The following is a 23329-nucleotide window of genomic DNA, read 5'->3' on the forward strand; positions in this document are numbered from 1 at the left end:
GTATCGGCGTCCTCGAGGACCGCCCGGACGACCGAGAGCGCGATGGGGGCCGGAGCGCCACCCGGTCCGACACCCCCTGGCCGCCACGAAGTCGGTCGTCGTGACCCTCCGTGGGACCGTCCCCCTTCGAGACCGCCGCCAGCAGGGGGCACTCCTCCCCGTCTGTCAGTCCGGACAGCGTCTCACTGGTCATCCTCCCCCATACCGTACCGAGCCTCGTCGTCGAGACGAACGGAATCCGGTCGGGGCGACTTCCTACTCGTCGACCATCCGACTGCCGCCCGCCGGGAGGAACTCCTGTATCTTGTCGGGGCTGGCGACCTTCCGGACGTACGTCTGATCGGTGAACCGCGAGCGGAACTCCCGGTACAGTATCTTCGCGATGTCGTTCTGGGCGTACTGGCCCGGTTCGACCGCGATGGAGGTGACCGTCCGCGATTCGACGGCGCTCGGCGGCCCGCCGAGGACCTGCGACTGCGGTTCGACGGCGATACCCACCGCACACCCGACCGGGGTGTCCCGGAAGTAGGTGCGGTCGCCCCGGACGACGAACGACCCCTTCTCGACGTACTCGCCGCTCTCGGGCGTCTTGCTCACCTGGTTCGGTTCGACCATGTAGACGTCCCCCGAGAAGTGGCCGTCCTTCCACACCGAGGAGTACGAGATGGCGAACTGGGCGGCCTCTTCGAGGGAGGACTCGGGGAAGTCGACCTCCTTCGACGCCTCGCTCGGTCCGGTCGCCTTCAGGACGGTGGCGGGCGCGCCGTGGGCCTGCGTGTGGAAGAAGCGGTCGCCCTTCTCCATGTACTTCTTGACGATCTCCTCGTTCTGGTCGGCGTTGCGTCCCCCGATGACGAGGAAGCCGTCGCTCGTGTGGAACCAGCGGAAGCGCTCGTACCACTGTTCGTCGCGCCTGACCGGCACGGACCCGCGGGTCAGCCAGTCGACGTCCTCCCCCTCCTCGTCGGGTTCCTCGGGCGCGTCGTCGGCCGACCACTCCTCCTTTCGCGCCTTCACGTCGGCCAGTTGCTCGCGGGTGTCCTCGATGGCCTCCAGTGCGCCCTCCTTCTTCTCCTCGATGCGCTTGGCCTCGGTGTAGAGGCGGTCGGCGTTCTTCTCGACGCCCATCGACGGGTCGACGGTGACGCGGGTGCCCTCGACGTCGAGCGTGACGGTCCCCTTCGCCCCGTCGACGTCGACGACGGCCTCTGCGGCCTCGATGCCCCGGTCGGCCCCCTCCTCGAAGCGCGCGGCGATGTCGTCCCACGGGGTGTCCTCGGCACGCGCGTTCCGGACCGCGGAGATGACGTCGTCGACGAGGTCGTAGCGCGAGTACAGCAGTTCCGCCTTCTCGCGTTCGTCCCGTGCGTCCTCCTCGAAGCTCTCGATGGCACCCTCCTGCTGGGCGATGATACGTTCGTACTTCGCGATCTCCTCCTCGAAGTCGGGGCGGCCGTCGTCCGCGCCGCTGGACCCGCCGGTGTCGCTCTCCTCCTCGAAGTGGAAGAAGTAGTCGTCCAGCGCGTCGTTGAAGTTCGAGAACTGCTCGCTGTGGAGCGCCTCGTGTTCCTCCAGCGGGATGGGGGTGACGTCCACGCGCCGGCCCTCCTCCTCCGCGTCCTCACCCTCACCGCCCTCGTCGTCGTCGTAGTACACCCGCGGGTCGAACTCCCCCGAGCGCAGGACCGTCCGCAGACGGTCGAGTTCGCGGTACAGCGCCTCGTAGTCCGACTCCTCGGCCTCCGTGATGTCCTTCGTCTTCTCGACGCCCGCGCGGGTGCAGAGTTCCTCCGCCCAGAGGCCGCCGAAGTTCAACTGGGTGGCGAGGGTGCGCACGATGTCGGTGTCCGACCCGTCCATCCGCGCGTCGAACCCCTCGCGGTCGACGCTCATCGGGTTGAACCGCGAGGAGGGGTAGTCGTACAGCGCGCCCGGCGCGACGGTCCGAGACTTCAGGCGAACCGTCTCCAGACAGCCGAGCACCTCGTAGTTGTCGTCGCAGACCGCGACGTTCCCGTCGCCGAACAGTTCCGCGACGATGTGAGTGTCGCCGTCCTCGCGTTCGAAGTGGAAGGTGAGGATGCGGTCGAACTCGAACTGGTCGACGCCCGCGAAGTCCGCCCCCGAGAGGCGATTCCTGAGCATCATCGCGAAGTTCGGCGGTCGACCCGGCGCGTCGGGGACGCGCTCGGGGGCCGAGAGGTGCGCCCGCTTCGGGTCGCCCACCTCCACGAGGAGTTCCAGACGCCCGCGCTCGAAGTCGCGGAGCTTCAGGCGCAGGAGGTCCTCGCCGTAGAGGTAGGCCTTGTCGACTTTCGCCCCCTCGTACGCACCGAGTTCACGGACGAGGGCCGCACAGTCGACGCTCGTGAGCTCGCGCTTCTTGTCCATACCCCCGATTCCTCGGAGGGAACGAAAAGGCGTGTCGTTGTTCCTCGCGTGACTGTGGTTCCTGTGTGCACGCGCCCCAGCCGGTCTATCACGCAAGGGTTATCAATGGGTAGCCCGGATAACCGAAGGTAATGGCGAAAGGTAAGGTTGATTTCTTCAACGACACCGGCGGCTACGGTTTCATCTCGACGGACGATGCGGACGAGGACGTCTTCTTCCACATGGAGGACGTCGGCGGTCCGGACCTCGAAGAGGGGCAGGAAGTCGAATTCGACATCGAGCAGGCTGACAAGGGCCCGCGCGCCAAGAACCTGCAGAGGCTCTAATCATGGCGAAAGGTAAGGTCGACTTCTTCAACGACACCGGCGGCTACGGTTTCATCACGACGGACGAGGCGGACGAGGACGTCTTCTTCCACATGGAAGACGTCGGCGGCCCGGACCTCGAAGAGGGGCAGGAAGTGGAGTTCGATATCGTGCAGGCCGACAAGGGCCCGCGCGCCAAGAACCTCCAGCGCCTGTAACCAGGTCACTCGCCCCTTCGGGGCAGCACTAACGCATTCTCACCATTATCGACCGAACAGTTACCCGCAGGGCTCCCGACTGCGATGGTATGACCTCCGACGTAACGGAACTCGCAGCGGGCGTCTACGACATCACCTGTGTCCGGCGTGCGGAGGGGCGCATCCGCGCCTTTCTCGTCGACGCCGACTCGCCCACCCTGTTCGACGCGGGCCTCCCGGACACGGCCGACACCCTCGTCGAGGGTATCGAGTCGACCGGCGTCACCCCCGAACAGGTCGCCGTGACTCACGCGGACTTCGACCACGTCGGCGGCGCGGACGCGGTCTGCGACGCCTTCGACGCCGACCTCCTCGTTCCGGAGGGGTCCGACCCCGACGTGGAGACCACCCCCACCTTCTACGGCGCGGGCGAGACGGTCGCCGGGTTCGAGGCCGTCCACGTCCCCGGCCACCGCGGCCACCAGCACGCCTGGGTCAACGAGGAGCGCGGGGTGGCCGTCCTCGCGGACGCCGTCAGCGGGGCCGACCAGCGCGGCCTCCCGCAGGGCTACTTCCACCTCCCGCCCGCGAAGTACACCGACGACCTCAACCTCGCGGAGGAGAACCTCGCCGCCTTCCGCGAGTACGACTTCGAGGTCGGACTCGTGTACCACGGCTCCTCGGTCCTCGACGGCGCGAGCGAGACCCTCCACGAGTACGCGGCGATAGTGGAGTAGACCGACTACTCGCCGTCGCCGTCCGCGATTCGCTCGCCCACCTCCAGTCCGTTCCGCAGGGCGGCGTGGACCCGGCCCTCGCCGGCCACCCAGTCACCCGCGAAGTAGAGGCTCGCGTCCTCGCACGCGAGGTGCGCGCCGCCCTCGACGCCCGCTTTCGGCTGTGCGTAGCGCCAGCCCTGATAGTCTGTCCAGTCCGGGTCGGCGAACCGGCCCTCACCGAGCAGTTCGGCTACGTGTCCGACGGCCTCCGCGACCACCTCGTCGGAGTCGTCGTCGATTCGCTCCGCGGACCACTCCTGGCCCATCTGCGCGATGAGCAGCGACTCCCCCTCGGGGACGTGGCCGTCCTTGCACTCCTCGCGCGAGAGCCACCCGACCGGGTGGTCCTTGTCGGTGTTGACGGCGGCGTACCACGGGTACTCGGTGGGGAAGGGGTAGTGCAGGACGGCGGTGACGATGGAGACGTACTCGACGGACGCCACGGCGTCGTGGACCCTCGCCCGGCGGTCGTCGTCCCACGACATCGCCGAGAGGAGTTCGGCGGTCTGTGGGGCTGGGGGAGTGAGCAAGAGGGCGTCGAACGTCCCCAGTCCTTCGCCGTCGGCGTCCGCGAGCGTCCAGCGGTCGCGCCCCTCCTCGCTCTCGTGAGTGACGTCGCAGACGCGCGTAGCGTGTTCGACGGTGGCGTCCGCGGTGGCGAACAGCCGTTTGCCCAGTTGGGTGAGACCCTCCGTGTAGGTCCACTTGTGCTCGTCGGCGTCCCGGCCCTCGGAGATGGTCCCGTCGGCCTCGAAGGCGTAGACGGGTTCCTCGACGTCGACGAGGCCCTCCGTGTCGAGGACGGACGTGAGGAGGTCGTTCACGCGGCCGTCGTCGCTCTTGACGTAGTTTGCGCCGTGGTCGTACCGGCAGTCGTCCCGCCGGCGGGTGGCCGCCCGGCCAGTGACGCCGCGTGACTTCTCGAAGACGGTCACCCGGTCGCCGGACTCGCGGAGGGCGTAGGCGGCCGCCGCACCGGCCGCGCCGGCACCGACGATGGCGATGTCGCGCATACTCACATCACGGGCGGGCGCGGCAAAAGACCGGGGTTAGAGGCGGTCCGCGAGGCTACGGAGGCGGGCGTCGGCGTTGCGGACGAACGGGACGCCGTGGCCGGGACAGATGGCCGACACCTCGCCCGCGCTGTCGGCGAACCGGCGGACGCTCCGACGCAGTTCGCGCATGTCGTAGGAGTCCCCCCAGAAGGGCGTCGTGAGTTCGCCGTCCGTCTCCCAGAGGAGGTCACCGACGAACGCCGTCCCGTCGTCGTGGACGTAGGCGGTGTGGCCGGGGTTGTGCCCGGGCGTGTGGTGGGCGGTGAACCCCGCGATGCGGTCGCCGCCCTCGACGGGCCGCAGGTCGGCGTCCGAGAGGTCGACCAGTCGGCGGACGGCCCGGTGGAACAGGCCCTTGTGGTGGACGAGCGGCGGGTCCCACGACCCGCGGACGAGTGCCACGTCGCGCGCGCCGAGGTACACCGGGCAGTCGAACCGGCAGACGCCGCCGACGTGGTCGAGGTCGTAGTGCGTGAGGAGCACGCGGTCGACGTCACCCGTCTCGTAGCCCGCCGCGCGCAGTTCCGCGGGGAGCGAGCGGCGATTGAAGCGGAGGCCCGTGTCCACGAGCGTCACATCGCCCGTCCCGCGCGCGCCGTCCCGGTCCGTCTCGTGGACGTACGCGTTCACGACGACGGGTTCGCGCCAGCCCAGTTCGAGGCGTGTGGTGTCCACACCGAGTCGTTCCATCGTCGGGTGTAGGGGGAGCGCCCGGATAAGTCCTCCACGGACTCCGGGTCGACATCGGCGCTCGGCCGCGAGACTTTACCCGCGCGGGTGCGTCGGTTCCACCGTGAACCGGCGCTGGGCCCTCCCGTTCGGGTTCGCCATCGTGGTCGTCGCACAGGTCCTCGTCGCGGTGTTCGGCGGGACGCTCCTGACGGCCCCCTACGTGCTCGGCTACCTCCTGTTGACCCTCGCGGGGGGACTGTTCATCGTCGCCGGGACGGGCGAGACGCTGGTCGTCGGCGACCGCACCGTCCCGTGGTACCGGCTGGTCGGCCTCGCAGACGTCCTGCTGGCGGTCACGATGGTCGTCTGGTCCGTCGCGGACGCCACCGACGACGGGACGACGACGGCCGAACTCCTCGTCCTCGTCGCCAGCGTGGGCGTGGCGCTCGCGCTCGGCTACGCGGGGATGGGCCTCGCGCGCGACCGGTCGCCGGCGCTGGCGCGTGAAGAGGAGGAGACCGCCGCGACGACGGAGTAGCCGGCTCAGAGGTACGTCGAGACGTACGGGCCGTCCTGGTGGTAGCCCAGTTTCTCGCGGTAGTACTCGCGGACGCCGATGCCCGAGATGACCGAGAGCTTCCCGTAGCCGGCGTCGCGGGCGCGTCGTTCGGCCTCGCGGAGCAGTTTCGTCCCGTAGCCCCTGTGCTGAAAGTCGTCGTCGGAAGCGAGGCCGACGCCGACCTCGTTCCCGTAGACGTGGAGTTCGCGCACCACCGCGCCGTTCTCCAGTTCGCGGCGCACCGGGTCGCCGGGGAATCGCAGGCGGCAGAACCCGACGAGGAGGTCCTTCTCGGGGTCCTCGTAGCTGATGAACTGCTCGGTCCCCCCGCAGGCCTCGTACTCTAGCACATCGAGTTCGACGCGGTCCGGCGTCTCCTCGTTCATCCCCACCTCGCGACAGCGGATGCAGTCACACGTCCAGCCGTGTTCCTCCATGCGCTCGCGGGCCAGTTGCCTGAGGTTCGACTTCCAGACGCCCGCGTCGATGAAGTCGGCGGGGATGTCGCGCTGGACTCGCTGGAGGCGCGTGTACTTCGGAATCATCGACTTCACCTCCGCGACGAGTTCGGCGGCCTCTTCGTTTCCCAGCGGGTCGTACTCGTCGCGCCGCCACATGTCGTAGGTGCGGGTCCCGCGGACGACGAGCGTGGGGTATATCTTCAGGTAGTCGGGCCGCCAGTCGCCGTTCTCGAACAGTTCGCGGAAGTCTTGCAGGCACATCTCGCGGTCCATCCCCGGCTGGCCGGGCATCATGTGGAAGCCCACCTTGAACCCGGCGTCGCGCAGGCGGCGGTTCGCGTCCACGCTCGCCTGAATCCCGTGGCCGCGGTGCATCTCGCGGTTGATGCGCTCGTAGGTCGTCTGGACGCCGAGTTCCACCTTCGTCCCCCCGAGGTCGAGCATCCGGTCGATCTGCTCCGGGTCACACCAGTCGGGCTTGGTCTCGAAGGTGGTGCCGATGTTGCGAACGTCGGCCGTCTCGTTGGTCGCGACGACGTCCTCCAGATAGCGGAACTCGTACTCCTCGGGCGACTGGGCGAACGACTCGTCCTCGGCGGGTTCGGGTTCCTTCGTCACGTCGTAGTCGTTGAGCGCCTGCAGCGCCCGCTTGACGAACTCCTCCTGGTAGTCGTGGCTCCGGGCGGTCATCGTCCCGCCCATCAGGATGAGTTCCACCTTGTCGACGGGATGGCCGATCTTCCTGAGCTGTTCGAGGCGGAGCGTCACCTGCCCGTACGGGTCGTAGTCGTTCTGGACGCCGCGCGCGGCGGCGGGTTCGTGGCCGGTGTAGGACTGCGAGGAGTCGAACTCGCTCGCCGGCCCGCCGGGACAGTAGAGGCACTTCCCGTGGGGGCACATGTGCGGCGAGGTCATGATGGCGACGGGCGAGACGCCCGAGGCGGTGCGGACGGGCTTGCGCCGGAGGACGGGTTCGAGTTCCTCGCGGAGTTCGGGGTCCTGTTCGGCCGCGTAGTCGAGCAACTCGGAGTTCTTGGGGACCTTCGGCGCGGAGAACTCCGAACAGACGTCGAGTTTCGCGCTCTCTAGGTCCTCGCGGTCCACCTCGCCCGCGAGGATGCGCTCGACGAGCGCCTCGCAGACCCGCTCGAACGCGTCCGTCTCGGTTGCCGAGCTCATCGATTGTCGGAGCGAGGCGGCGCGGAGCAAAGAGCCTGCGGGTTCCGCGCGGCCCTCGACCGCCTCACCCGACGGTCGTCGCGTCGCTGTCGTCCCCGGACGAAGTCGAGGCGTCCCTCCGGTCCTCGCGTTCGGCGAGGAACGCCCGTACCGCCTCCGTGAAGAACGCGGGATTGTCGAGGTTCGAGGCGTGGGCACCGTCGGGCACCTCGACGACTCGCGCGCCGGGTATCGAGGCGGCCATCAGCGCCGCGTGGCGCTTCACGAACCCCATCTCGTGTTCCCCGTAGACGACGAGCGTCGGGACCGCAACCGTCGAGAGGTCGATGTCGGTCTCCGGGAACTGGACGAGCGCCTCGACGACCTTGGCGAACTCGTCGGTCGTCATCCTCGGACCACCCGCCCGGACCTCGCCGATTCGCTCGTAGTCGCCGCTGGCCTCCTCGCCCCGGACGCGCTCCTGGAACCACACCATCGCCCGTTCGACGCGTTCGTACCCGACGAGTCGCGCCGGGAGGACGGTGCCCCGGAGCATCGCCCACTGGAGGCGTTCGGGCCACCGCCAGTCGCCGGGGGTGAACGTGTCGGCGAGGACGAGCCCCGAGAGCCGGTCGGGGTAGCGCGTCGCGTAGGCCTGCGCGACGGCCCCGCCCAGCGAGAGGCCGCAGACGACGGGCCGGTCGAGGTCGAGAGCCTCGACGAGGGCGGCGAGGTCGTCGGCGAACAGGTCGACGGAGTACGACTCGCGGTCGGAGCCGCCGGTCCGCCCGTGGCCGCGCACGTCGTAGGCGACGACGGTGTACTCGTCGCTCAGCGCCTCCATCTGCGGCTCCCACTGGCCGTGGTCGACGATGGCCCCGTGGACGAAGACGACGGACGGACCGTCGCCCCGTCGCTCGTAGTAGGTCGTGACGTCACCGGTCCGAATCGTGGGCATCTCCCTACAGTATGGTCACGTCAGCGTTTGAACCTGTCTCGCACTGGTCAGAGCGTCGGCGCGCTCGCCGGGGCGACGAACAGAAGAAGCGGGTCGGGAGTGTCTACGCGAGGTCCGCGATGGCGTCGACGACGGCGTCGACGACGGCGTCGCGTTCGCCGGCGACGAACTCGATGCGGTTGCGGCCGCCGCGGGCGGCGACGCCCGCGTCCTCGACCGCCTCGGCGGCCCGGTCGGCCACCCTCCGCACGTCGAGGTCGAACGTGGAGCGGACGTGGAGTTCGTCCGTCCCGACGCCCAGCGTGACGAACGCCCCGTCACGGTTGCGCCGGTGAATCTCGTCGAGCAGGAGTCCCGTCGGCGGGAAGTCGAAGCGGTGGGTGAACGCGTCCGTGTCGAGGACGGCGAAGGCGACACCGCCCTCGGAGCGCGTCTCGAGGTTCGCCTCGGCCGTCTCCACCTCGGTGGCGAGTTTCTCGCGGAACTGCTCGCTGATCTGTTCGGCGAGGCCCGCCGTGTCCTCGAACAGGAGGTCGATGACGAGTTCGCGCTTGTCCTCGTAGGACTGGTAGTACGCCTCCAGCGCGATGGCCTCGCGCAGGCGCTCGACGCGGTCGGCGTCGTAGCCCGCCTCGCCGGCGAGGTCGACGTACGCGTCGGGGGCGTCCTCCCAGAAGCTCACGGCGGGGAGGTGGCGCAGGTCGTCGGCCACGCCGTCGTTGACGTGGGCGGCGACGTTCGCGGCGAGTGCGGTCGCGCTAGTGTCGCTCTCGCTCCCGGCGAGCGCGGGGTTGACGACGGCGTCCCCGTCCTCTGCGATCTCCTCGTCGGCCGCGCCGCCGTCGATGACGACGCGGTCGGCGCCGTACACCGACAGGAGGCCGAACCCGTCGAGAGAGTCGCGGGTGGTGCCCGCGGCGGCGAAGACGACGAGCGGGAGCTTCTCGTCGTGCCGCTCGCGGTTCGAGAGCATCGACGTGGTGTCCTTCGTCGCGTCGTCCATGTCGTAGACGCCGTCCTCCAGCGGGCGACGGTCGAAGTAGTGGTAGGCGGCGTCCGAGTCCGTGTGCTCCTCCGCGACGAGGGGGAGGACGGCACGCTCGATGGCCGCGCCGGCGAGGTAGCCGTCCACGCTGGCGTCGTGGCGGACGATGACCGGGCGGGACTCGATGACGGCCCGGCGGATGGCGGTGGCGGCCTCGCGGATGCCGTCGAGGGAGTCCTCGACTGCGGGGTCGTCGGCGAGCGGTTCGAGTTCCGCGGGACGGGCGCGCTCGTCGAGTGCGTCGTCCATCCGGCCGGTGACCGTGGCGGCCTCGTCGTCGTCGAGAACGACCAGCGCCTCGGTCTCGACCTGCAGTTCGCCGCGGCGTTCGCGGACCTCGCCGTCGAGTCGGACGAGGTCACCCCGGTCGACGTCGGGGTAGGCGCGGACGCCCGCCTCCACGAACGCGGCGCAGTCGACGACGCCCGTCTCGTCGCGCAGTTCGAACACGGTCGGTCCGCTGGTCTGCCGGGCGGTGACGATACGCCCCTCCAGGCGGACGACCTCCTGGAGGTGGTCGCGCAGGGAGTCGACGCTGACGCGCTCGATGTCGGCCGCCTCCTCGGTCTCGGGGCGTTCCTGCTGGACCACCGCGCCCTCCTCGGAGCCGCGCTCGGACCGGCCCCCGGCGTCCGTCTCGACCGACCCGCTCCCCGGCGAGGCGGCGCCGTCCTCCGTGGCTCCGGCGTCGGACTCGATGCCCTCGTCTGAGTCGGTGTCGGGCCCGGACCGGTCGAGCCGCGTGTCCGACTGGCCCTCGGCCGCGGCGGCCTCGTCCCCGCCTTCGGGTTCGGGTTCGGCCTCGGACTCGGCCTCGCTCTCGTCCTCACTGTCCGGGTCGGGGGTTCGGACCTCCGGCGTCGGCGGTTCCGCCTCGCTCTCGGAGGCCGCGCCCTCCTCCTCCTCGGGGAGGAAGGTCGGTTCGTCGGCGTTCGGGTCGTCGACGAGTGCGCCGCGGAACTCCCGTTCGGCCTGCCGGATGGACCAGCCGAGGTCGACGTTCCCGTTGTCCCGGACGTTCTTCACCTGTACGAAGACGGTGTCGCCCGGTTCCCAGGTGAGGCTCTCCAGTCGCCGGTCGAGTTCGCTCCGGTGGAGGAGACCGGTGACGTGGTCGCCGATGTCGATGAACACGCCGAAGTCGGCGTAGCCGTCGACGGACCCGCGGTAGAAGCGGCCGTTGGTCAGTTGGTCGGGGCTCGTTCCTCGGAACTCGAAGACGACGTCCTCTTCGTGGCTCTGGCAGATGCGGCCGTCAGTCGACGTGCCGCAGATGATACAGCTACCCATTACCAGAAACTACCTGTCGGGGTTGAAACGGTTGTCGGAATCGCTTAGACCAACTGGACCGCGAGTGTCAGGTCCACGAGCGCCGCGCCCGTCGCGTTCGTCTCGTTCGAGACTGCCCAGAGGAGCCGTCCGTCTGCCATCTGCGCGGCGGCCGCGAATCCGCGAAAGCCGTAGCCGAAGACGAGGACGCCCGGCAGGACCGTCGCCACGAGCGCCCGCGGCCACGAGAGGTCGTGGACCGTCCCGATACCGACGACGAGGAGGACGAAGCCGTAGCCGGCGGCGAGCGACTGTAGGACCGGAACCGGCGCGCCCGAGAGGGCACACGGCGCGGTGGCGTAGGCGACGGCCTGTACGGTCTGACTCACGCCCGCGCGCTCGCCGACCACGCCGACCGCCGAGAGGACGACGAGCAGGACGGTCTGGAGCGCCGCCGTGAGGTGGAGCGCGAGGGGGGCGGCGATGAGCGCCGCCACGAGCAGGGCGAACCCGAGACTCGCCGTCGGGCGGCCCGCGATGACCGGCACCTGCGCCGGGTCGAGGAGGAATCGGACGGTCACGTGCGCCAGCGTCACCGCGACGGCGAACACCAGCCCCGGCGCCTGGTCGCCCGGCGCGACCCCGTTCCGGAAGAACCGCCGCGGGCGGACCATCACCTCGGCCCACGCGCGCAGGAGGCCCGCCGGTCCCCGGTCCCGCCCACCCGACGGCGTCTCGACCCACTGAGTCACGTGCGTGAGGACTCGTGGACACCGCAAAGGGGTTGCGGGATTCTCTCGGTGTGCCACCGCCAATTATTTAACTATTCGTGAAAGTAACTGAGTAGTGAATAGCCTCCGTCGACGACGCTTCCTCGCGACCCTCGTGCTCGCGCGGACGGCGTCACTCGCGGGCGGCGTCGACGTGCCGCAAAGCGTCGACACCGCCCGCGACGAGGTCGGTGGCCTCGACTCGGGGGACGCGGCCGAATCGGAGGACACAGCCGAAACGAGAGACCCGGCGGACACGCCAGATGCGGCGGACCTCGCGGGAGAGGAGCAGTCCGCCGCGTCGGAGGAGTCGCCGGAGGACCCGGGTGCGGCGAGCGGCGGCAACGAGATGGGCCTGCTGGACGCCGAGGACACGACCGCCCGGCCCCACGATACGCCACGGGACGCGGGGGCGGCCACGCCCGACGCCGAGGACGCGACCCCCGACGAGTCGGGCCAGTGACGGACGGGCGGCGGGCCGCCGACTGCGGGAGGCGGACCGTCAGTCCCCAGCGCCCTTGTTCTGCTGGGCTTCGACGGTCCGCGGGTCGGGTTCGATGTGCGCGTACTGGACGGCCCGGCGGCCGAGGACGTCCACCCGTTCCGCGAGGCTCTCGTCCGTCAGGTCGCCGTCGGCGAACTGCGCGTGCGCCCGGGGGATGGCAGCCTGATGGGGGAGGACCCACGCGTTGAGCGCCCGGCAGACCAGTCGCATGTGGTCGAGCGTCCCGCTGGGAAAGGCCCCGCCCGCGACGGCGAGGAGTCCCACGGTGGTGTGCTCGAACTCGTCGAACCCGCAGTAGTCGAGGGCGTTCTTCAGCGGCGAGGAGAACGACCCGTGGTAGACGGGCGAGCCGAGGAGGACCGAATCGGCCTCCCCGACCCGCCGGGTGAGTTCGGCGGCGTCGGCCGGGTCGTCGGCGTCGGGGTCGAACACCGGCAGGTCGAGGTGCCGGAGGTCGACGAGGTCCGTCTCCGCGCCGAGCGACTCGGCGGCCCGGAGCGCGCGTTCGAGGCCCTGTCGGGTGTAGCTCGCGTCCCTGAGGCTCCCACAGACCGCCGCCACGCGAACGTCGTCCATGGAGGACGTGACGACGCGCGGGACATAACCCCACCGCCCCGCCTCCCGACCGGACTCGCGGGGGCTACGACCGACCGACCATCAACGCGCCGATGGCGAAGCCGATGCCGAGGGCCGTCCCGAAGACGAGCACCTGTTGAATCGGGAGGCCGACGAGTGCGCCGACGACGGCGACGCCGAGGAGCGCACCCACGAAGCCCACGACGGCGCGCCCGAGGTTCTCGGTCTTCACGTTTATCGTCGGAGCGAGGCCCTCTCCTCGTCGACGGTCACGAGGCCGTCCGATTCGAGGTCCGAGAGCAGTCCCCGCAACCACTCGCGGCCGTACTCGCCGTCGGGTGCGTAGTCCACGCGGACCCGGTGGCCCAGCGTGTCCAGTTCGAGTTCGTCGCCCTCACGGAGGGCACCCACCACTCGTCCGCGCATCTGCCGCCTGCTCCCCTCGAATTTCGGCTGAGTGGGCACGTCGGGGGCGGTGAAGTCGCCCGTCGCGTAGGCGTGACACCACTCGCGCCACGGGCACCCGGCCTCGTCACACCGGGGGGCCTTCCCGCAGGCCACCCCGCCGAGTTCCATGACGGCGTTGTTCCAGACTCTGGACTCGCCCTCGGGCATGAGGTCGTTCGCCCACGCCTCGAAGGCCGCGTCGTCGTCCGGCACGTCGAACGCGCGGTGGAGGACGCGCTTGACGTTCGTGTCCACCACGGCGTCGCCGGCGTTGAACGCGAAGGAGGCCACCGCGTTGGCGGTGTACGGGCCGACGCCGTGGAGGTCCTGCAGTTCGTCGGGCGTCTCGGGGAACCCGCCGCGCTCGACCACCTGTCCGGCGGCGGTGTGGAGGTACTTCGCGCGGTTGTTGTAGCCGAGCGAGTGGGCCGTCCAGAACCCCACGACGTCGCTCCGGTCGGCGGCCGCGAGGTCCTCGACGGTCGGCCACTCGTCGAGGAACTCGCGGTAGGCCTCCTCGACGCGGGCCAACTGGGTCTGCTGGCTCATCACCTCGGAGACGAGGATGCGGTACGGGTCGTCCGTCTCGCGCCACGGGAACGAGCGGTGGTCGGCCTCGTACCACGAGACGAGGGCCTCGCGCACCGCCTCGCGGTCGAACTCGGCCGCCGCGTCCGCCTCCGTCGGGAGGGCGTCGGTCATTGCCCCCGATTGCGCCGTCACCCGCTTAGGCGTGCTGTTTCCCCCGCGGTGGCGGTGCGCAACACGGTTGTATCACCGGTCGGTACGCTCATGGCACCGGCCGGCGACCACCGGACATGGCCTTCACCGACGAGTTGCGCGAGGCCGCCGACCCCATCTGGGCGGCGACGATGGACCACCCGATGGTGCAGGGCATCGGCGATGGCACCCTCGACGAGGACCGCTTCCGCGAGTGGGTCAGACAGGACTACGTCTACCTCGTGGAGTACTCGCGGGTGTTCGCCCTCGGGGCGGCGCAGGCACCGGACCTCGCCCGCCTGCGGACGTTCGCGGACCTCCTCCACGAGACGGTCGACACCGAGATGGACCTCCACCGCGCGTACGCCGCCGAGTTCGGTATCTCGGAGGCCGACCTCGAAGCCACGGAACCGAGTCCGACCACGCGGGGGTACACCGACTTCCTCGTCAGGGCGGGCCACGAGGGGTTCGGCGAGACGGTGGCCGCGCTCCTCCCCTGTATGTGGGGGTTCCACGAGACGGGCCGCCGTCTGGACGAACAGGGGCGACCCGACCACGACCTGTACGCCGAGTGGATAGACACCTACTCCTCACAGGAGTTCGCCGACCTCGCCGCGTGGTGTCGCGACCTGATGGACGAGGTGGCCGAGGGTGCCGGACCCGAACGCCGCGCGCGCCTGCGAGAGCTGTTCGTCACGTCCTCGCGCTACGAGTACCGCTTCTGGGACGCCGCGTACCGCGGCGAGGAGTGGTCCGTATGACCGACGACTCGCCCGCCGCGGACGACGACCTGTTCGCCGCGAGCGACCACGACCGGTTCACCGACTACCTGCGCGAACGCGCCGAACCCGCGTGGACCGAGGCCACGGACCACCGCTTCACCGAGGCCTTACTCGCCGATACCCTCCCGGACGAGGTGTTCGCGCGCTACCTCGTCCAGGACTACGCGTTCGTCCGGACGCTGGCGAGCGTCGTCGGCCACGCGGCCGGACAGGCCCCGACGCTCGCCGCGAAGGCCGAGTTCGCCGCCTTCCTCCGAACCGTCGCCACCGACGAGGACGACTTCTTCCGGCGGTCGTTCGACGCCCTCGCCGTCCCCGAGGCCGACCGGGAGGCCCCGGCGCTCCACCCCGTCACCGCCCGCTTCGACGACCTGTTGCGCCGCGCGGTCCACGAGGGCGACTACGCGGAGACGCTGGCCGTCCTCGTCCCCGCCGAGTGGGTGTACCTGACGTGGGCGTCGCGGTGTGAGTCCCCACCCGAACGATTCTACCTCGCCGAGTGGGTCGACCTCCACCGCGGCGCCGGGTTCGAGGGCGTCGTCGGGTTCCTCCGGGGGGAACTGGACGACGTCGGGCCGACCCTCTCACCCCACCGCGAACGGGCCGTCCGCCGCCTGTTCCGACGGACCGTCGAGTACGAGGTGGCGTTCTTCGACGCCGCCTACGAGGGGGTCGCCGCGGGCGACGCGGACGGCGGGAGCGAGGCGCGAGACGGGTAGGCGGAGCGAAACCCGTTTCCGGCCCGCGTCGCTCGATGGGGTATGAGTCTCGACGACCTCTCACAGGAGGTACAGGACGCGTACGGCGACCTCGGCGAGGACCTCTCGGTCGAACTCGACCGCGAGACGCGCAACGAACTCGCCTTCCTCACCACCGTCCTCGGCGCCGACGCCGACGACATCCTCGGACGGGCGCTCCACCAGTTCTTTCAGGGCACCGTCGAGACGGGCCGCGTGGACTTCCACCTCCGGCGGGGCTACGACGTCACCTACGACGAGTACCTCTCGGGGATGACCTACGAGCAGATGACCGGCCAACCCGACCCACCGGACAACGACGGCCGACGCTACCAGTTCTAGCTCCGAGTCCCGCCCTCGACTGTCGCCCTCGCGGCGGCGGGCGGCCCCGACCCGACTTCTATCGGGTCGAGCAGTGAACGTGAATCTTACCTCTTCGTTCGTGTAAGACTACGCATGGCGCTCGACGCTGTCGACGGGGAACCGCCGGAGGGCCGGCGTTCCACCGTCGCGGAGGGGGACCTGGAGAGGTTGCGGGCCGAAGTCGACGCCGGGGCACTCGCGGAGACGCTGAACGAACTCGATGCGGGCGGGTTCGTCGGCCGGGAGGTCGAAGCGGGGTCGCCCCCGCGCGTGGCGTACTCGCTCGGGGAGCGCGGTGACCGTGCGCTGCGCGACTGGCGCCTCTACCGGTCGGGCGTCGTCACCTGCCGGCGGTGCGGGGACCGACTGCACGACGTCCGTGGCTGTTCGTACTGTAGCGGCACGTACTGTTCGACCCACCGACTCCCCGAGAACCACGACTGTCCGGGTATCGAGTAGCGATCCGCGCCAGGGTCACCCGGCGGGCGTCGCGCGCAAGGCGAGTTCCAGTTCCGCACCGCAGGCCGTACACCGGCCGGACGCGATGACCTCGCGGAGCAACTGGTCGCGGAAACAGCAGGGACAGGCCACGCCGTCCATCGGCCCCGGCATGAACTGGAAGGTGTTGTCCCCGTCCAGTCGGACCTCCACGCTGTGCCCCCCGCTCCCGATACTGTCGGAAGTCGCCATGCGTGAGTAACTCATCCGAGGGGGATAACCGTTCGTCCCGGCGATTCAGGCGGCGTCCTCGATGGACGCGAGGAGGAGGTCGACCGCGAGGTCGATTTCGCGCTCGGTCACGTCGAGCGGCGGGAGCAGTCGCAGGGTCTTGTGGCCACACCCGAGCGTGAGAAAGCCCCGGGCGAGTGCGGCCTCCTGCACGTCGTCCCGGAGGTTCCTCGTCTCGAACTCGACGCCGAGCATCAGACCCTTCCCGCGCACGTCGACGACGCCCTCGGGGGCGGCGTCCCGGAGCAGTTCCAGACACTGCTCGCCCCGCGCGGTGGCGTTCGAGAGCAGGTCGTTCTCGCGGATGGCGTCGATGGTGAGCGCCCCCTGCGCGCTGGCGATGATGTCGCCCGCCCCCCACGTCGAGGAGAGGCGGCCCGACTCGTCGGGGAACACCGCCTCGCGCCCGACGGTCGCACCGACCCGGAGCGCCTTCGCAGATGTGATGACGTCGGGTTCGAGGGGGTAGTTGTCCGCGCCCCACCACTCGCCCGTGCGGCCCATGCCCGATTGAATCTCGTCGGCGACGAGCGTCAGGTCGTGTTCCTCGACCAGCGCCGCGACCTCCTCGACGAACGCGTCGCTCGGGAAGTAGTAGCCGCCCTCGCCCTGTACGGGTTCCATGATGAGGTAGGCCACCTCGTCGGCGTTGACGTACCCCGTCTCGGGGTGGAGCATCTTGCGCAACTGGGAGGTGCCGCCCGCGAAGAAGCCACACCCACACGTCGCGGGCGTACAGCCCTCGTCACGACAGAACGGCGCGTCGTGGATGCTCGGAATCTCGGGGAACTCGCGGCGGTAGACCTCCTTCGAGCGGTTGAGCGAGAGCGCCCCCAGCGTCCGGCCGTGGAAGGCCCCCTCGAAGGTGATGCCGTACTTGCCGCCCGTGTGGTCGTAGGAGATCTTGATGGCGTTCTCGACGGCCTCCGCGCCGGAGTTCGAGAGGAAGACGGTGTCCATCCCGTAGTGGCCCGTAATCTCGGTGAGGCGGCGCATCAGGCCCGCGGGACCCGGCATCCCAACGTCCTCGCCGACGTTCTCGCCGGAGACGTAGAAGTCCTGTCCGGCGATCTTCAGCGGGTCCACGAGGTCGAACTCCCGCAGACGGTCCATGACGAGGGGGTTGTTGTAGCCGAGCGGTGCGGCCCCGACGTGGCTCGTGAAGTCCATGAGGACGTTGCCGTCCACGTCGGTACAGAACGGCCCCTCGGCGTCGCCCGCCAGGTCCCAGACGAAGTCGTAGACGTAGGTGCTCGTCGCCGCGTGTTCCCGGTGGCGCTCCGCCCACTCGCGAGCCTTCTCGCCGGGCATCGACCCCACGTCCGGCGTCGCCGTCTCACGGTTCATGGCGGCCGTTCGGACGAGGGGGTTAAATAAACAGTCGGGTTGTGGGCAGTATTTACGACGCCGACAGGACGGGTTTCGGACGGGTCAGACCAGCAGGGCGAGGCTCACGCCCGTCGCCGCGACGGCGAGGCCCGCGCTCCACACCGAGACCCGGTAGCCAAACGACCGGGTCGGCCCCGCGAGCGTCAGTCCCGCTTTCACGAGGACGCTGGCGACGGTGGCGACCATCACGCCGAGGATGGCCGTCTGCTGGCCGATGGCTCCGCCGTTGTAGAGGACGACGGCGGAGGTGGTCGCCCCGGCGCTGGAGACGAGTCCCGAGAGCGCCGCCGCCAGCAGGAACCCGGAGTCGCCGAACAGCGCCTGCGAGACGGCGCTGGCCGCGAGGACGATGGCGAACAGCGCGCCGAAGCTGAGCGCGTTCTTCGTCGAGAACGGGCTCTCGAGGTCGATCTCGATCGACTCCGACCAGTCGGCGGTGAACGCGGCCACGGCGACGCTCCCGACGATGACGACGCCGAGGGGCACGACCAGTCCCACCAGCGGTCCCGTCCCGAGCGTGAACGCGAGGACGATGGCGAGGTTCCGGACGGCCATCGCGGCGTCCGCAAGGAGGACGGCGGCGACGGCGTAGGAGATGGCCTCCGGACGCTGGCGGACGTGGTCGAGCATCGTCCCGACGACGGCCGTCGAGGACGCGAGCCCGCCGAAGAAGCCCGTCACGGCGATACCGCGGCTCCCGTAGGCCTTCACGATGGCGTAGTTTACGATGCCGATGGCCGCCACCGAGACGACCAGCAGCCACACCATCCGGGGTTCGATGGCGATGTCGAGGCCCGCCACGGTGACGGGCATCTTGCCGGGCGGAAGCAGGGGGTAGACGACGAACGCGAGGACGCCGAACTCCGTCGCCGAGCGCACCTCCTTCCGGGTGAGGCCCCACGCGAAACTGTGGAGCTCCCGCTTCAGGATCAACAGGAGCGACGAGAGGATGGTGACGGTGACCCCCTCGGTGATGAGGCCGACGCCGACGAGGACGCCCACGCCGTAGGCGATGAGCATCGAGGTGGCCGTCGTCAGCGAGAGCCCCTCGTCCTCGCGGAACAGTCCCCGGACGACGAGCGCCGCCCCCATCAGGACGACCAGCACCGCGCCGACGGCGAGCAGCAGGTCGCGTTCGAGGACGGTGAACAGCGCCCCGAGCAGGGTGATGAGCGAGAACGTGCGGATACCTGCAGAGCGGTGTGACCACTCGCGTTCGAGGCCGAGGAACAGCCCCAGCGCCGCCGCGAGCATCAGCCGGAGGAGGGGCCCGTCCGCTACGACGGGTATCTGCATATCCATATATTCTACTATGTAGCTCTCGGTATTGCTTAAGTACGGCGCTTGCGAGGGGGTTTTTGTGACCAGATAGCTACTGGCACGTATGGAACTCCCCCGCCTCGACCGGTCCCGACTGGCGTGGGGCATCGTCGGTCTCCTCCTCGGCGTCGCCCTCCTGTACGTCGTCTACTCGTTCGTCGGGACGTTCGTCTTCGGCGTCTTCATCTACTACTCGACGCGCCCGGTGTACAACCGCCTGAAGCGCCGCGTCTACCCGCCGAGTCTCGCGGCGGCCATCTCGCTGTTCGTCCTCGCCCTGCCCGCCATCCTGCTGTTCGTCTACACGCTGGCCATCGGGATACAGGAAATCGCCCGCCTGCTGGCGTCCGGGGCCGTCGACCTCGGTCCCCTCGAACCCCTCATCGAGCGGTACCTCGACATCTCCAGCATCGTCGAGGACCCCTCCTCTTTGCTGGAGAACCCCAGCCTCCGGGACGCCTTTCAGGCGGTGTTCGACCAGGCGCTGGGGTACGTCGGCTTCATCGGGAACGCCCTCCTCCACCTGTTCGTCATGCTCGCCATCGCGTTCTACCTCCTCCGGGACGGCCCCCGTCTCTCTCGGTGGGTGACGGGACGGTTCGGCGACGACCGGGGCGTCTTCGAGGAGTACACCCGGGCCGTCGACACGGACCTCGCCTCCGTCTTCTTCGGCAACATCCTCAACGCCATCATCACGGGCGTCATCGGGGCGCTGGCGTACACCATGCTGAACGAGATCGCGCCGGGCGTGCGCATCCCCTACCCCACGCTCCTCGGCTTGCTGACGGGCGTCGCCAGCCTCATCCCCGTCGTCGGGATGAAACTCGTCTACTTCCCGGTGACGGGCTACCTCGTCGCGCGGGCGGTGCCCGGCGGCGAGGGCCTCTGGTTCGCCGCCGTCTTCTTCGCCGTCTCGTTCGTCGTCGTGGACGCCGTCCCCGACTTCGTCCTCCGCCCCTACGTCTCCGGGCGGAACCTCCACATCGGGATGGTGATGTTCGCGTACATCTTCGGCCCGCTCCTGTTCGGCTGGTACGGCATCTTCCTCGGGCCGGTCCTGCTGGTCCTCGTCTTCCACTTCGCGCGCATCGTCCTCCCGGTGCTGTTCGACGGGAAGCCCATCCGACCGTACGCGGTGGACCCGGCGGCGATGACCGTCGAGTCCACCGAGATGGATCCCGGCGCACCGACGCCGGTCGACGGCGCGACCACGGACAACGACGACTGACGGGCGAGAATTCACACGGCGCGACCGCTCGGGTGGCGGCGTATCGAGGAGTGCGGGCGGTTCAGGCTTCGATGTCGACGTACTGGCCCTCCCACTCGCGGCGGGCCTGGAGTTCGCGCCGACCGCGGCGGGTCACGGTGTAGAAGTTCGTCCGGCGGTCGCGTTGCCCCTTCTCGACGAGTCCCTTCTCGACCAGCGTGTCGAGGTTCGGGTAGAGCCGACCGTGGTGGATCTCCTTCTCGTAGTAGTCCTCCAGTTCCTCCTTGATGGCGAGGCCGTGCGGGTCGTCGCTCCCGGAGATGACGTACAGCAGGTCGCGCTGGAACCCCGTCAGATCGTACATGTGTCTTTCAAGATAGTATCCGTTACCACGCATAAGCGTATCGCCATAGCGCACCGGTCCAGTGGGCCTTCTGTCGGTTTCGTCGGCGCCGTGCGACAGGACGGGCGGCCGACAGGACAGGTCGCCAGACGATCTACTCAACGGATAATCATGTCTGAGCGAGGGGCTTATCGTCTCGGCAGACACACCAGGTCCATGGAAGAAGTCCTCTTCAAGTCGGAACACGAGGAGAACCGCGCCGCCATCGCCGACTACCTGCGAGCCGTCGCCGACAAACTCGATGCCGGGGGGGCCGTCACCCTCTCGGACGGCGGGGAGTCGGTCACCCTCGACGTGCCCGCGCGGGCGACGTTCGAGGTGAAGGCGGAACGCGAGACGGGGAGCGGTGCCCCCGAGTTGAGCGTCGAGTTCGAACTGGAGTGGACCGAGGGCGACGAGGAGGCGGGTGGGACCGGCCTCAACATCGAGTAGCGTCGCCGCTCAGGTCCTGACCTGATTACGGGTAGGGTAGAGTAGTCGTCGGAGCGGCGAGCGATGGGTCACTCGGGAGTTGGAGAAGCGACTCGCTCGACGGGTAGTCTCGGAAAGGAAAGCGGGCCGGGCGGGATGAAAACGCCCGCCCCGGCCCGCCGCCCTGAAATTGGTCCCCGCTGACGCTTCGGCCCTCCAAGCGAAGCGTCACTTGACTCAAGCCGCCAGTCCATCATAAAGGTACCGGCAGCGCCTCAGATGTGCTCCTCTTCGAGGACCCACCCCAGCGCCCGCCGGTAGTGGGTGAACATCTGCCTGACCCCCTCGTGGCGCATCTCCTCGCTCTCCAGTTGCTCTTTCAGGAACTCGTACTGCTCGCGTATCTCCTCCTCGTCTCGCATGGCCGACGCTTCACGCGCCGACGACATAAGGTTCGGGCGTGCACGGACCGCCGATGGAGCGACGGCGGCGGCGTCAGCGGCGGTCCAGTCGCGACAGGCCGTGCCAGACGGCGTCGACCAGTCGTTGCTCGCCGCTCCCCTCGGCGTCCGACCAGCCACGGGCGAGTGCGTCCTCCAGCACCACCAGCGAGTGGTTCTCGAAGTTGTTGATGCCGCGGAACTCCTCCAGTGCGGCCCGCGCGTCCTCGCCGAACCCCTCGTCGGCGGCCTCCGCCCCCTCGCCGTCGTACAGTCCGAGGTCGGCGAGCGCCGCGCGCACCTCGCGGGCCGTCTCGCCGGTCAGTTCGCGCGTCTCTGCGGGTTCGACGCGCTCCAGCAGGGTCACGTCGTACACCTTGAACACGCGCTCCAGTTCCTCGATGGGGCGGTCGTGGTCGTCGACGCGCACGTCCACCCAGCGGTCGTTGCCGCCGTCGTAGCCACCCTCCGGCTTGGCGACGTACAGCGCCGCGCTCTGCTCGCCGCGCCTGTCGCCGCCCGCCTCGTTGCCGGCGTGGAGCGCCGCGACGAGCCGTTCCGGGAGGCCGCCGTCGGTCGACTCGTAGGCGTCGGCCATCGCCTCCAGCGTCTTCGCGTTCTCGAGGATGTTCCCCTGGACGGTGTAGTGCTCGCCCTGCAGGTCCCCGGCGTAGTCGAGGCACTCCTCGCCGGTGAACGCCGCGACGGAGCCGTCCCGCCCGACGACGCCCACCTGTCGCGTCGCCGCGTCGTCGTCGGCGTCGGTCAGCGCCTCGACCACCTCGGTGGCGGACTTCCCGTCCCGCAGGTGGTCGAGTCCCTCGGGGCCGTAGGCGACGTTCGCGAAGCTCTGCGTGGCGATGGCGCCCGCGTCTGCCGCGGCGAACGGTACGACGGAGCCGACGCTGACGAACTTCGACTGGACGGCGACGCCGACGGCGTCCGTCTCCGGGTCGCGGGCGACGATGGAGAACGTCGATGGTCTGGGCTGCATGAGACGACCCACGGACGGCCCGACCAAATGTCTCGGTGTCGCGGCACGGCGCGACCGTCCACGGGGACTGTGGGGAAGTGGCTCAGTCCTCCGTCGGTACCTCACCGTCGCTCGTCTGCCTCTCGCCCTTGCGGGCGGTGAGGGGCTGGCGCTTGACGATTCGACAGTCGAACTCGGGGTGTTCCGCGACGTGCCAGACGAGCATGTGGCGGCGGCCACCCGTCGCCCACTCCACGTCGTCCGCGGTGAACGTCTCGGGCAGGGCGTCGTAGCGCGCCCGGAGGGCCGCGAAGGAGTCGAACACCCGGCGGTGGCCCGAGGACGAGGCACGCCGACGCGAGACGACGTACGACCCGTCCGGGCGCTGTTCGCCCGTCGTGTGCGTGAACTCCGTCACTCGGTGGAGGGCGTCGTCGAGCGCCGACCGGAGGGTTCGGGCCTCCGCGGCGTCGAGGACGTGCGAGTCGTCGCCGAGACGCACGACCACCTCGTGGCCGTCGCTGTCGGCGGTTACACGTGATGTACCCGAGTCGGGCGTCTCAGTACCGGAGAATTTCTCGACCAGGAGCGTGGGTACTCCGTGACATACGGTCGAACGGTACGACGGCGGCCGTATAAAGCCCGGCGGTCGGACAGGTCGGGGTGTCGGACGCCGCGCCCCTCGGGTCACGCGGCCGGAGCGCGCCG

28 protein-coding genes are annotated in these 23329 nt (G+C 69.5%); 11 read left to right on the forward strand and 17 right to left on the reverse strand.

All coding sequences use genetic code 11. The features are described 5' to 3' along the window. Positions 1–255 precede the first annotated feature (255 nt). Positions 256–2391, reverse strand: a complete 2136-nt coding sequence (gene rqcH / locus NKG96_RS10990) for a ribosome rescue protein RqcH (RefSeq protein WP_254534978.1) — start codon at positions 2389–2391, stop codon at positions 256–258. 131 nt (positions 2392–2522) lie between these two features. On the opposite strand from rqcH, the gene NKG96_RS10995 reads away from it, so the two are divergent. The 3 genes from NKG96_RS10995 (at position 2523) to NKG96_RS11005 (ending at position 3630) form a co-directional block, all read left to right on the forward strand. Then, entirely contained in the window at positions 2523–2717 is a 195-nt protein-coding gene (locus tag NKG96_RS10995; RefSeq protein ID WP_254534979.1) for a cold-shock protein, read from the forward strand. Between the two features lie 2 nt (positions 2718–2719). Further along, complete coding sequence (locus tag NKG96_RS11000; RefSeq protein ID WP_254534980.1) at positions 2720–2914, forward strand: cold-shock protein; 195 nt, start codon at positions 2720–2722, stop codon at positions 2912–2914. 89 nt (positions 2915–3003) lie between these two features. After that, a complete protein-coding gene (locus NKG96_RS11005; protein WP_254534981.1) occupies positions 3004–3630 on the forward strand; it encodes an MBL fold metallo-hydrolase in 627 nt (208 codons plus the stop codon). A gap of 5 nt (positions 3631–3635) precedes the next feature. Here NKG96_RS11005 and NKG96_RS11010 read toward each other — a convergent pair whose 3' ends face one another. Together NKG96_RS11010 and NKG96_RS11015 are read right to left on the reverse strand one after the other, a co-directional pair. Next, the gene (locus NKG96_RS11010; protein WP_254534982.1) at positions 3636–4685 is read right to left on the reverse strand and encodes an NAD(P)/FAD-dependent oxidoreductase; all 1050 of its coding nucleotides are present in this window, start codon (positions 4683–4685) and stop codon (positions 3636–3638) included. A gap of 36 nt (positions 4686–4721) precedes the next feature. Then, entirely contained in the window at positions 4722–5417 is a 696-nt protein-coding gene (locus tag NKG96_RS11015) for an MBL fold metallo-hydrolase (RefSeq protein ID WP_254534983.1), read from the reverse strand. A 103-nt stretch (positions 5418–5520) separates the two neighbouring features. Between NKG96_RS11015 and NKG96_RS11020 the strand changes: the two genes are divergently transcribed. Then, positions 5521–5937, forward strand: a complete 417-nt coding sequence (locus NKG96_RS11020) for a DUF7994 family protein (protein ID WP_254534984.1) — start codon at positions 5521–5523, stop codon at positions 5935–5937. Positions 5938–5942: 5 nt separating this feature from the next. Here the strand turns inward: NKG96_RS11020 and NKG96_RS11025 are convergent, their stop codons facing one another. The 4 genes from NKG96_RS11025 to NKG96_RS11040 all read right to left on the reverse strand — a co-directional run bounded on the left by NKG96_RS11025 (position 5943) and on the right by NKG96_RS11040 (position 11601). After that, positions 5943–7598: a tRNA uridine(34) 5-carboxymethylaminomethyl modification radical SAM/GNAT enzyme Elp3 gene (locus tag NKG96_RS11025; protein WP_254534985.1), complete on the reverse strand. Its 1656-nt coding sequence runs from the start codon at positions 7596–7598 to the stop codon at positions 5943–5945. A 64-nt stretch (positions 7599–7662) separates the two neighbouring features. Next, positions 7663–8535, reverse strand: coding sequence for an alpha/beta fold hydrolase (locus NKG96_RS11030; protein ID WP_254534986.1), 873 nt, complete (start codon positions 8533–8535; stop codon positions 7663–7665). Positions 8536–8638: 103 nt separating this feature from the next. Further along, positions 8639–10870 (reverse strand): DHH family phosphoesterase, encoded by a 2232-nt coding sequence (locus NKG96_RS11035; RefSeq protein WP_254534987.1) that lies wholly within the window; start codon positions 10868–10870, stop codon positions 8639–8641. A 44-nt stretch (positions 10871–10914) separates the two neighbouring features. Beyond that, positions 10915–11601, reverse strand: a complete 687-nt coding sequence (locus NKG96_RS11040) for a YIP1 family protein (RefSeq protein ID WP_254534988.1) — start codon at positions 11599–11601, stop codon at positions 10915–10917. Between the two features lie 94 nt (positions 11602–11695). Here NKG96_RS11040 and NKG96_RS11045 point away from each other — a divergent pair, with 94 nt between their 5' ends. Then, positions 11696–12082 carry a hypothetical protein gene (locus tag NKG96_RS11045; protein WP_254534989.1) on the forward strand — a complete coding sequence of 129 codons (387 nt, stop codon included), beginning with the start codon at positions 11696–11698 and terminating at the stop codon, positions 12080–12082. Between the two features lie 39 nt (positions 12083–12121). Here the strand turns inward: NKG96_RS11045 and NKG96_RS11050 are convergent, their stop codons facing one another. The 3 genes from NKG96_RS11050 to NKG96_RS11060 all read right to left on the reverse strand — a co-directional run bounded on the left by NKG96_RS11050 (position 12122) and on the right by NKG96_RS11060 (position 13849). Next, a complete protein-coding gene (locus NKG96_RS11050; RefSeq protein WP_254534990.1) occupies positions 12122–12700 on the reverse strand; it encodes an NADPH-dependent FMN reductase in 579 nt (192 codons plus the stop codon). Positions 12701–12764: 64 nt separating this feature from the next. Continuing rightward, entirely contained in the window at positions 12765–12932 is a 168-nt protein-coding gene (locus NKG96_RS11055) for a hypothetical protein (protein WP_254534991.1), read from the reverse strand. 2 nt (positions 12933–12934) lie between these two features. Continuing rightward, positions 12935–13849: an HhH-GPD family protein gene (locus NKG96_RS11060; RefSeq protein ID WP_254534992.1), complete on the reverse strand. Its 915-nt coding sequence runs from the start codon at positions 13847–13849 to the stop codon at positions 12935–12937. A 116-nt stretch (positions 13850–13965) separates the two neighbouring features. Between NKG96_RS11060 and tenA the strand changes: the two genes are divergently transcribed. From tenA to NKG96_RS11080, 4 genes are all read left to right on the forward strand, one after another. After that, positions 13966–14628: a thiaminase II gene (gene tenA, locus NKG96_RS11065; protein ID WP_254534993.1), complete on the forward strand. Its 663-nt coding sequence runs from the start codon at positions 13966–13968 to the stop codon at positions 14626–14628. Further along, complete coding sequence (locus tag NKG96_RS11070) at positions 14625–15368, forward strand: TenA family protein (RefSeq protein WP_254534994.1); 744 nt, start codon at positions 14625–14627, stop codon at positions 15366–15368. The genes tenA and NKG96_RS11070 overlap by 4 nt, the downstream gene beginning before the upstream one ends. A gap of 42 nt (positions 15369–15410) precedes the next feature. After that, positions 15411–15728, forward strand: coding sequence for a ribbon-helix-helix protein (locus NKG96_RS11075; protein WP_254534995.1), 318 nt, complete (start codon positions 15411–15413; stop codon positions 15726–15728). 114 nt (positions 15729–15842) lie between these two features. Continuing rightward, positions 15843–16208: an AN1-type zinc finger domain-containing protein gene (locus tag NKG96_RS11080; RefSeq protein ID WP_254534996.1), complete on the forward strand. Its 366-nt coding sequence runs from the start codon at positions 15843–15845 to the stop codon at positions 16206–16208. 15 nt (positions 16209–16223) lie between these two features. On the opposite strand, the gene NKG96_RS11085 is transcribed toward NKG96_RS11080, so the two are convergent. The 3 genes from NKG96_RS11085 to NKG96_RS11095 form a co-directional block, all read right to left on the reverse strand. Beyond that, entirely contained in the window at positions 16224–16439 is a 216-nt protein-coding gene (locus NKG96_RS11085) for a hypothetical protein (protein WP_254534997.1), read from the reverse strand. 45 nt (positions 16440–16484) lie between these two features. Continuing rightward, positions 16485–17825, reverse strand: a complete 1341-nt coding sequence (locus NKG96_RS11090; protein WP_254534998.1) for an aminotransferase class III-fold pyridoxal phosphate-dependent enzyme — start codon at positions 17823–17825, stop codon at positions 16485–16487. A gap of 84 nt (positions 17826–17909) precedes the next feature. Further along, entirely contained in the window at positions 17910–19163 is a 1254-nt protein-coding gene (locus tag NKG96_RS11095; protein WP_254534999.1) for an MgtC/SapB family protein, read from the reverse strand. Positions 19164–19251: 88 nt separating this feature from the next. On the opposite strand from NKG96_RS11095, the gene NKG96_RS11100 reads away from it, so the two are divergent. Next, positions 19252–20415 carry an AI-2E family transporter gene (locus NKG96_RS11100; protein WP_254535000.1) on the forward strand — a complete coding sequence of 388 codons (1164 nt, stop codon included), beginning with the start codon at positions 19252–19254 and terminating at the stop codon, positions 20413–20415. Between the two features lie 61 nt (positions 20416–20476). Here NKG96_RS11100 and NKG96_RS11105 read toward each other — a convergent pair whose 3' ends face one another. Beyond that, entirely contained in the window at positions 20477–20758 is a 282-nt protein-coding gene (locus NKG96_RS11105; protein ID WP_254535001.1) for a PadR family transcriptional regulator, read from the reverse strand. 195 nt (positions 20759–20953) lie between these two features. Here NKG96_RS11105 and NKG96_RS11110 point away from each other — a divergent pair, with 195 nt between their 5' ends. After that, a complete protein-coding gene (locus NKG96_RS11110) occupies positions 20954–21229 on the forward strand; it encodes an amphi-Trp domain-containing protein (RefSeq protein WP_254535002.1) in 276 nt (91 codons plus the stop codon). A 254-nt stretch (positions 21230–21483) separates the two neighbouring features. Here NKG96_RS11110 and NKG96_RS11115 read toward each other — a convergent pair whose 3' ends face one another. The 3 genes from NKG96_RS11115 to NKG96_RS11125 form a co-directional block, all read right to left on the reverse strand. Further along, positions 21484–21630, reverse strand: coding sequence for a DUF8555 family protein (locus tag NKG96_RS11115; protein ID WP_254535003.1), 147 nt, complete (start codon positions 21628–21630; stop codon positions 21484–21486). Between the two features lie 73 nt (positions 21631–21703). Continuing rightward, a complete protein-coding gene (locus tag NKG96_RS11120) occupies positions 21704–22642 on the reverse strand; it encodes a DUF1028 domain-containing protein (RefSeq protein WP_254535004.1) in 939 nt (312 codons plus the stop codon). 82 nt (positions 22643–22724) lie between these two features. Then, entirely contained in the window at positions 22725–23129 is a 405-nt protein-coding gene (locus NKG96_RS11125; RefSeq protein ID WP_254535005.1) for a DUF7528 family protein, read from the reverse strand. Positions 23130–23329 lie beyond the last annotated feature (200 nt).

The sequence above is a fragment of the Halomarina litorea genome (assembly GCF_024227715.1).
GTDB classification, from domain to species: Archaea; Halobacteriota; Halobacteria; order Halobacteriales; family Haloarculaceae; genus Halomarina; species Halomarina litorea.

Coding starts and splice junctions, on each gene's coding strand:
- rqcH (WP_254534978.1), bottom strand. CDS start 2,391: ATGGACAAGAAGCGCGAGCTCACGAGCGTCGACTGTGCGGCCCTCGTC.
- NKG96_RS10995 (WP_254534979.1), top strand. CDS start 2,523: ATGGCGAAAGGTAAGGTTGATTTCTTCAACGACACCGGCGGCTACGGT.
- NKG96_RS11000 (WP_254534980.1), top strand. CDS start 2,720: ATGGCGAAAGGTAAGGTCGACTTCTTCAACGACACCGGCGGCTACGGT.
- NKG96_RS11005 (WP_254534981.1), top strand. CDS start 3,004: ATGACCTCCGACGTAACGGAACTCGCAGCGGGCGTCTACGACATCACC.
- NKG96_RS11010 (WP_254534982.1), bottom strand. CDS start 4,685: ATGCGCGACATCGCCATCGTCGGTGCCGGCGCGGCCGGTGCGGCGGCC.
- NKG96_RS11015 (WP_254534983.1), bottom strand. CDS start 5,417: ATGGAACGACTCGGTGTGGACACCACACGCCTCGAACTGGGCTGGCGC.
- NKG96_RS11025 (WP_254534985.1), bottom strand. CDS start 7,598: ATGAGCTCGGCAACCGAGACGGACGCGTTCGAGCGGGTCTGCGAGGCG.
- NKG96_RS11030 (WP_254534986.1), bottom strand. CDS start 8,535: ATGCCCACGATTCGGACCGGTGACGTCACGACCTACTACGAGCGACGG.
- NKG96_RS11035 (WP_254534987.1), bottom strand. CDS start 10,870: ATGGGTAGCTGTATCATCTGCGGCACGTCGACTGACGGCCGCATCTGC.
- NKG96_RS11050 (WP_254534990.1), bottom strand. CDS start 12,700: ATGGACGACGTTCGCGTGGCGGCGGTCTGTGGGAGCCTCAGGGACGCG.
- NKG96_RS11060 (WP_254534992.1), bottom strand. CDS start 13,849: ATGACCGACGCCCTCCCGACGGAGGCGGACGCGGCGGCCGAGTTCGAC.
- tenA (WP_254534993.1), top strand. CDS start 13,966: ATGGCCTTCACCGACGAGTTGCGCGAGGCCGCCGACCCCATCTGGGCG.
- NKG96_RS11070 (WP_254534994.1), top strand. CDS start 14,625: ATGACCGACGACTCGCCCGCCGCGGACGACGACCTGTTCGCCGCGAGC.
- NKG96_RS11075 (WP_254534995.1), top strand. CDS start 15,411: ATGAGTCTCGACGACCTCTCACAGGAGGTACAGGACGCGTACGGCGAC.
- NKG96_RS11080 (WP_254534996.1), top strand. CDS start 15,843: ATGGCGCTCGACGCTGTCGACGGGGAACCGCCGGAGGGCCGGCGTTCC.
- NKG96_RS11085 (WP_254534997.1), bottom strand. CDS start 16,439: ATGGCGACTTCCGACAGTATCGGGAGCGGGGGGCACAGCGTGGAGGTC.
- NKG96_RS11090 (WP_254534998.1), bottom strand. CDS start 17,825: ATGAACCGTGAGACGGCGACGCCGGACGTGGGGTCGATGCCCGGCGAG.
- NKG96_RS11095 (WP_254534999.1), bottom strand. CDS start 19,163: ATGCAGATACCCGTCGTAGCGGACGGGCCCCTCCTCCGGCTGATGCTC.
- NKG96_RS11100 (WP_254535000.1), top strand. CDS start 19,252: ATGGAACTCCCCCGCCTCGACCGGTCCCGACTGGCGTGGGGCATCGTC.
- NKG96_RS11105 (WP_254535001.1), bottom strand. CDS start 20,758: ATGTACGATCTGACGGGGTTCCAGCGCGACCTGCTGTACGTCATCTCC.
- NKG96_RS11110 (WP_254535002.1), top strand. CDS start 20,954: ATGGAAGAAGTCCTCTTCAAGTCGGAACACGAGGAGAACCGCGCCGCC.
- NKG96_RS11115 (WP_254535003.1), bottom strand. CDS start 21,630: ATGCGAGACGAGGAGGAGATACGCGAGCAGTACGAGTTCCTGAAAGAG.
- NKG96_RS11120 (WP_254535004.1), bottom strand. CDS start 22,642: ATGCAGCCCAGACCATCGACGTTCTCCATCGTCGCCCGCGACCCGGAG.